Origin of the sequence: Streptomyces sp. SID4985 (assembly GCF_009863025.1) — a bacterium.
Taxonomy (GTDB): Bacteria; Actinomycetota; Actinomycetes; order Streptomycetales; family Streptomycetaceae; genus Streptomyces.
Genome location: NZ_WWIR01000451.1, coordinates 1 through 2,610 on the forward strand (window position 1 = coordinate 1; position 2,610 = coordinate 2,610).

A 2,610-nucleotide genomic window follows, 5' to 3' on the forward strand; every position below is an offset into this window, starting at 1 on the left:
CGAGGCGGGCCAGCGCGGTCGCGGCGGCGGCGCAGCGGGGCGGGTCGCGGTGGTTGAGGAGCAGGACCAGGGACTCGAAGGCCCGGCGGTCCCCGGCGCTGCCGAGCCGGAAGGCGGCCAACTCCCTGGCCCACAGGGGCTGTCCGGGCGCGGTGAGGACCTGTGCCAGCTCGTCGTGGTCCTCGGTCTCCAGCAGGCGTTCGCAGGCCGCCGCGCCGCGCGACTCCTGCCGTAAGCGCTCCGTGAGCAGTCGCAACTCTTCGTCCACGGATTCAGATTAGGCACGTCACACGACCTTGGGGAGGTACATCACAAAGTCCCGTCCTCGCACAGGTCTGGCGCGCTCGTTACTCGCTGGTTAAGCTCGGATGAGCGAGTTACCCACTCGCGCTCCGCTTGCGGCGGTCTGGTGACGCGGCCGTCGTGGGCGATCGACGTTTCAGGTACCTCGGTACCTGCGGTACGACCCGGCTCCGGGACAGGGCCGGTCGGCACACCGCCGTTCGCGGGTCTGTGCGTGACCCGCGAGGACGGCACCGGGCGTGTGCGCTCGCAGCCCGGAAACACCCGCATCTCCGGAACATCCGCATCCCCGGAACATCCGCATCGACTCCGCTCCGTCGTGCGCCCCTCGGCGCACCCGGCGCGTTCCCTCGTCGTCACCCTTTCTGGAGTCCCGTGATGGCCACTCCCCTGTCCCACCCCTCCCCTTCCCCGCTGCGTACGGTCGCCGTGGTCGGCCTCGGCACCATGGGCACCGGCATCGCCGAGGTGCTCGCCCGCGCCGGCCGCGAGGTGATCGGCGTCGACATCAGCGCGGCCCAGGCCGCCCGGTGCGTCTCCGCCCTGGAGGCGTCCACCGCCCGTGCCGTGGCGCGCGGCCGGCTGTCCGAGGAGGAGCGTGCCGGTCTTCTCGCCCGGGTGCGCACCTCGACGGACCTCTCGGCGGTCGCCGACGCCGACCTCGTGATCGAGGTGGCGCCGGAGTCGTACGAGATCAAGCAGCAGATCTTCCGTGAACTGGACGCCGTGGTGCGCCCGGAGACGATCCTGGCGACCGGGACCAACGCCCTGTCGGTGACCCGGCTCGCCGCCGGTTCGGCCCGCCCCGAGCGCGTGCTCGGGCTGCACTTCTTCAACCCGGCACCGGCGATGAAGCTGGTCGAGGTGGTCTCCTCGGTGCTGACCGCGCCGCAAGCGGTGGCCGCCGTGACCGACCTCGCGGTGGAGCTGGGCAAGGAGCCCGTCGCGGTGGGCGACCGGCCCGGCTTCGTCGCGGACGGCCTGCTCTTCGGCTACCTCAACCAGGCCGCCGCGATGTACGAGGCCCGGTACGCCTCCCGTGAGGACATCGACGCGGCGATGCGGCTCGGCTGCGGGCTGCCGATGGGCCCGCTCGCGCTGCTCGACCTGATCGGCGTGGACACCGCGCGCACCGTCCTGGACGCCATGTACGCCGAGTCCCGCGACCGGCTGCACGCCCCCGCGCCCATCCTGAAGCAGCTCAGCGAGGCGGGCCTGACCGGCCGCAAGGCGGGCCGCGGCTTCTACACCTACGCGGCGCCGGGCAGCTCCGAGGTCGTCCCCGACGCCCTGACCCCGGCCGCCGGGGGCACGGGCGCACAGGGCCGTACCGTGCGCTCCGTCGGGGTCGCCGGGTCGGGCACGATGGCCTCCGGCATCGCGGAGGTGTTCGCCAAGGCGGGCTACGACGTGATCCTCGCGGCCCGTACCGAGGAGAAGGCGGAGGCCGCCAAGTCCCGTATCGGCAAGTCGCTTTCACGCTCGGTGGCCAAGGGAAGACTGACCGAGGAGGCCGCCGCCGGGATCCTGGACCGGATCGCCCCGGCGGGGTCGTACGAGGCATTCGCGGACGTGGATCTGGCCGTCGAGGCGATCGCGGAGGACCTGGACGTCAAGCGGCAGCTGTTCCAGGCGCTGGACAAGGTCTGCAAGCCGGGCGCGGTCCTGGCCACCACCACCTCCTCGCTGCCCGTGGTCGCCTGTGCCCGCGCGACCTCGCGGCCGCAGGACGTGATCGGGATGCACTTCTTCAACCCGGCCCCGGCGATGAAGCTGGTCGAGGTCGTGCGCACGGTGCTGACCGGCGAGGACGTCCACGCGACGGTCCGCGAGGTCTGCGCGCGGATCGGCAAGCACCCGGTGGACTGCGGCGACCGCGCCGGGTTCATCGTGAACGCGCTGCTGTTCCCGTACCTCAACAACGCCGTGAAGATGGTCGAGGAGCACTACGCCACCCTCGACGACATCGACGCGGCGATGAAGCTCGGCGGCGGCTACCCGATGGGCCCGTTCGAACTCCTCGACGTGGTGGGCCTGGACGTCTCGCTGGCCATCGAGAAGGTGCTGCACCGCGAGTTCCGCGACCCGGGTCTCGCCCCGGCCCCGCTGCTCGAGCACCTGGTGGCGGCGGGCTGCCTCGGCCGCAAGACCGGCCGCGGTTTCCGCGAGTATGCCCGCCGCTGACGGAGCACGGGGCCGCGGCCGCGCGGAGCCGGAGTGGGGCGGACTGCTCGATCCCGGCGGGTTCTCCCCCACCGCCGGGCGGTCCGCCGCTCCGGCGGCCGGGGGCGGGCGCGCTCCGGGCAG

1 protein-coding gene and 1 pseudogene are annotated in these 2,610 nt (G+C 72.8%); one reads left to right on the forward strand and one right to left on the reverse strand.

Annotation, left to right across the window (positions count from 1 at the left end; translation table 11 throughout):
• Positions 1-268 (reverse strand): annotated as a pseudogene (locus GTW40_RS19960) (adenylosuccinate lyase); the annotation flags it as partial.
• A gap of 413 nt (positions 269-681) precedes the next feature.
• On the opposite strand from GTW40_RS19960, the gene GTW40_RS19965 reads away from it, so the two are divergent.
• Complete coding sequence (locus tag GTW40_RS19965) at positions 682-2,487, forward strand: 3-hydroxyacyl-CoA dehydrogenase (protein WP_161181560.1); 1,806 nt, start codon at positions 682-684, stop codon at positions 2,485-2,487.
• The last annotated feature ends 123 nt before the right edge of the window (positions 2,488-2,610 follow it).